Origin of the sequence: Streptomyces sp. NPDC058964 (assembly GCF_042741275.1) — a bacterium.
GTDB lineage: Bacteria > Actinomycetota > Actinomycetes > Streptomycetales > Streptomycetaceae > Streptomyces.
On the sequence record NZ_JBHYKH010000554.1, the window covers coordinates 2574 to 5825 of the forward strand.

At 72.9% G+C, this 3252-nt stretch carries 3 protein-coding genes; all 3 read right to left on the minus strand.

Annotated elements, in window-relative coordinates; genetic code table 11:
• Positions 1-131 precede the first annotated feature (131 nt).
• The gene (locus ACFW2E_RS39950) at positions 132-878 is read right to left on the minus strand and encodes a transglycosylase SLT domain-containing protein (protein WP_384474934.1); all 747 of its coding nucleotides are present in this window, start codon (positions 876-878) and stop codon (positions 132-134) included.
• 324 nt (positions 879-1202) lie between these two features.
• Positions 1203-2324, minus strand: coding sequence for an S-adenosylmethionine:tRNA ribosyltransferase-isomerase (locus ACFW2E_RS39955; RefSeq protein WP_384474937.1), 1122 nt, complete (start codon positions 2322-2324; stop codon positions 1203-1205).
• Positions 2321-3016 carry an SDR family NAD(P)-dependent oxidoreductase gene (locus ACFW2E_RS39960; RefSeq protein WP_384474940.1) on the minus strand — a complete coding sequence of 232 codons (696 nt, stop codon included), beginning with the start codon at positions 3014-3016 and terminating at the stop codon, positions 2321-2323. Before ACFW2E_RS39960 ends, ACFW2E_RS39955 begins: the two co-directional genes overlap by 4 nt.
• Positions 3017-3252 lie beyond the last annotated feature (236 nt).

Sequence of the window (3252 nt, forward strand, 5' to 3'; positions counted from 1 at the left end):
TCTCGGGGGCTCGTATTTGTGAAAAAGACACAGTTCATGGGAAAGTACCCGCGCCCGTACGCCCCCCACGGGCGGCACCCCACCGGGGGTGCCGCCCTTCGGCATACGCGTGAAAGAGGTCCGCGCCGGCCTCAGTACGCGCTGTTGACGTTGTCCATCGAGCCGTACTTGTCGGCCGCGTAGTTGGCGGCGGCGGTGATGTTGGCGACCGGGTCGTAGATGTTCCACGAGGTGCCGGGCACGTGGTACGCGTTGAAGGTCGGCTGGATGACCTGGAGCAGGCCCTTCGACGGGATGCCGTTGATGGCGTTGATGTCCCAGCCGTTGATGGCCATCGGGTTGCCGGAGGACTCCCGCATGATGTTGCGGTACAGGCCGTTGTACGAGCCCGGGATGCCCTTGGACTTCATGATGTCCAGGGACTGGCGGATCCAGCCGTCCAGGTTGTTGGCGTAGGACCTCGCGGCGGGCTTGGCCGCGACGCGCTCCACGGAGCGGCTGGCGGCGGCCTTGGCGGCGCGCTCCTGGGTGGCCTTCTTGACGGCCTGGGCCAGCGCCTGCTTCTTCGCGGCGGCCTCGGCCTGCTTCTTGGCGAGAGCGTCGGCGGCGGCCTTCTTCTGCGCTGCTATGGCCTCGACCTTGACCGTCTGGGTGGCGAGCTGGTCGGTGACCGCGCCCTTGACGTCCTTGATCTGCTCGGTGCTGTACGCCACGCGGGCCTCGGACTCGGGGGCGCCCGTCGTGATCGTCGCGGCGCTGCTGGGAATCGCCGAGACGGCGATCGCGGCGGTACCGAGGGCGGCGACACCGGTGATCGCGATCTTGTGGTGCTTGGTCAGGCTGCGACTGAGAGTACGAGCGGTGGTGTTCTTGAGCATGCGGATGGACCTCTTCGGATAGCGCGGAGTCGCTCTCAGTCCGACGGGGGACCGGGGTTCGCCCCGTACGAACGCCGCGGGGGGAAACCCGCGGCGTCGAGCGACGGGAGCAATTCTTAGCGGCCGCAAAATCCTGTGGCAAAGGTGTGACGTACGATCCCCGATAGTGGATCGGGGATGGGCAAAACGGGACAGACTGGCACGTCTGCCCCGTTCGTGACGCGACTGTTCGTCTCCTATGTCTGTTCGTACGTGATCCGCACCCTATGTGCGGGCTCACATCGGAGACCCGGAATCCTCACTGACAGTTGCCAGTGCAATCCGCTATGTGAGGCCCCTTCGCGGGCCCTCCGCCGGCAGGACGAGATGCACGTCGCCGAACTCGTGCCACAGATAGCGCCCGCGCAGCGCCTCCTCGTAGCCGCGGCCGACCGCCACCCGCCCAGCGATCGCCTCCAGCATCAGCAGATGCGAGGCCTCCGGCTCGTGCAGTCCGGTCAGCAGTCCGTCGACGACCCGCACCCCGCGCTCCGGGGTCACCACGAGACCGGTCCACCCCTCGGCCGCCCGCACCACCCCGTCCGCCCCCGCCGCCGATTCCACCGCCCGCACCGCCGTCGTACCGACCGCGATCACCCGGCCGCCCCCGGCCCGCACGTCGCCGATCAGCCGCGCCGACGCCTCCGGCACCGCGTACCGCTCCGGATACGGCGGCTCGTGCGCCTCCGCCGACGCCACCCCGGTGTGCAGCCTGACCGGCGCGAACTGCACGCCCCGGCTCACCAGCTCCGCCACCAGCCGTGCGGTGAAGGGCCGGGCGGCGCTCGGCATCTCCGCGCTGCCCGCCCCGTCGGCGGACGGCAGCGCGAACACCGTCTGGTACACGGACAACGGCTGGTCCCGCTCCGTATAGGAGTAGCGGATCGGCCGCCCGTGCTCCCGCAGCAGCCCGAGCACCTCCGCCCCGGCCACCCGCGCCCACCACAGCCGCTCGCCCCGCGGGCTCAACGGCTCCTCCAGCACCAGCCCCGCACCCCCGGGAAGCCGCACCTCCGTACCTGCGGGTCCTCCCGCCCGTCGCCCGCCACCATCCTTCCGACGAGCGCTTCGCGCCCCGTCCGATCTACGCGCGCGCGTGGTGCCCCTCCCGTCCGGGTCCCGCAGCTCGACGGCCCACCGCCCGTCGTCCCCCCGCGTGGAGAAGTGCACCACCACGCGCGCGGGCCCGATCCGGCCGTCCACCGCTGCGGCCAGCGTGGGGGAGGTGTTCACGACCAGCAGATCCCCGGCCCGCAGCAGCCGCGGCAGCTCCCCGAAGACGTGGTGCGACACCTCGGCCCCGTGCGACACCAGCAGCCGCACGGAGTCCCGCTCCAGCCCCGGCCCGCGCTGCTCGGCCGGCACCCGCGCAGACAGCTCACCGGGCACGTGCAGCGCCAGCGTCATCGTGCCTCCAGCAGCGAGGGCGCCCGATAGCGGCCGCTCGCCGGACGCTCGTCCAGCAGCGACAGGAAGGCGGGCACCACACTCGCGGGTTCCGGCCGCGGACCGTCGTCGTCCGGTACGGCCGCCGCGTACAGCTCCGTGGCCATGTCCCCGGGATCGACCGCCCACACCCGCAGACCCGGCTCCTCCTCGGCGAGCACCGCGGCGAGCTGGTCCAGCGCCGCCTTCGAGGAGCCGTAGCCGCCCCAGGTCTCGTACGCCTCGGCGGCCGCGTCCGAGCTCACCGCCATCACCGCGCCCCCCGGCGACTCCCGCAGCAGCGGCAGCGCGTCCTGCACCAGGCCCAGCGCGGCCACCACATTCACCTCCAGCGCCCGCCGCAGCCCCTCCAGGGGCAGCTCCGCCAGCCGCACCAGCGGCTCGGCACCCAGCGCGCTCGCGTTGCTCACCAGCAGGTCGGCACCGCCCAGCTTCCCGGCCGCCGCCACCAGCGCGGCCCGGTGCGCCGCGTCCGTCACGTCACCGGGCAGCGCCTCGACCCGCGTGCCGTGCCCGGCCGCGGACGCGGCCGCCTCCGTGAGGGTGTCGGCGCCCCGGGCATCGAGCACCAGATCCCAGCCGCGCGCGGCCAGCGCCTCGGCGAGCGCCCGTCCCAGCCCCTTCGAGGCCCCCGTAATGATCGCTACCGGCATGACAACCGTCCCCTCTTCCCCGCCGCCGTCCGCGCCGTCTTCCGATCGGCGGTGGCATCAACGTAGGGACGGGACCGCCCCGGCCGCCTCGGACGCGGGCCGCAGCGCGGCGGGGTCATTCGGCCTAAGCCGCACGTCCGGGGCCCCGGACCTAAGCCACGCGGCCGAGGCCCACCGGCCCCGGCCGCGCCGCCCCCGGGCCGATCCGCGCCGTCGCACCCCCCCGGTACCCGGGG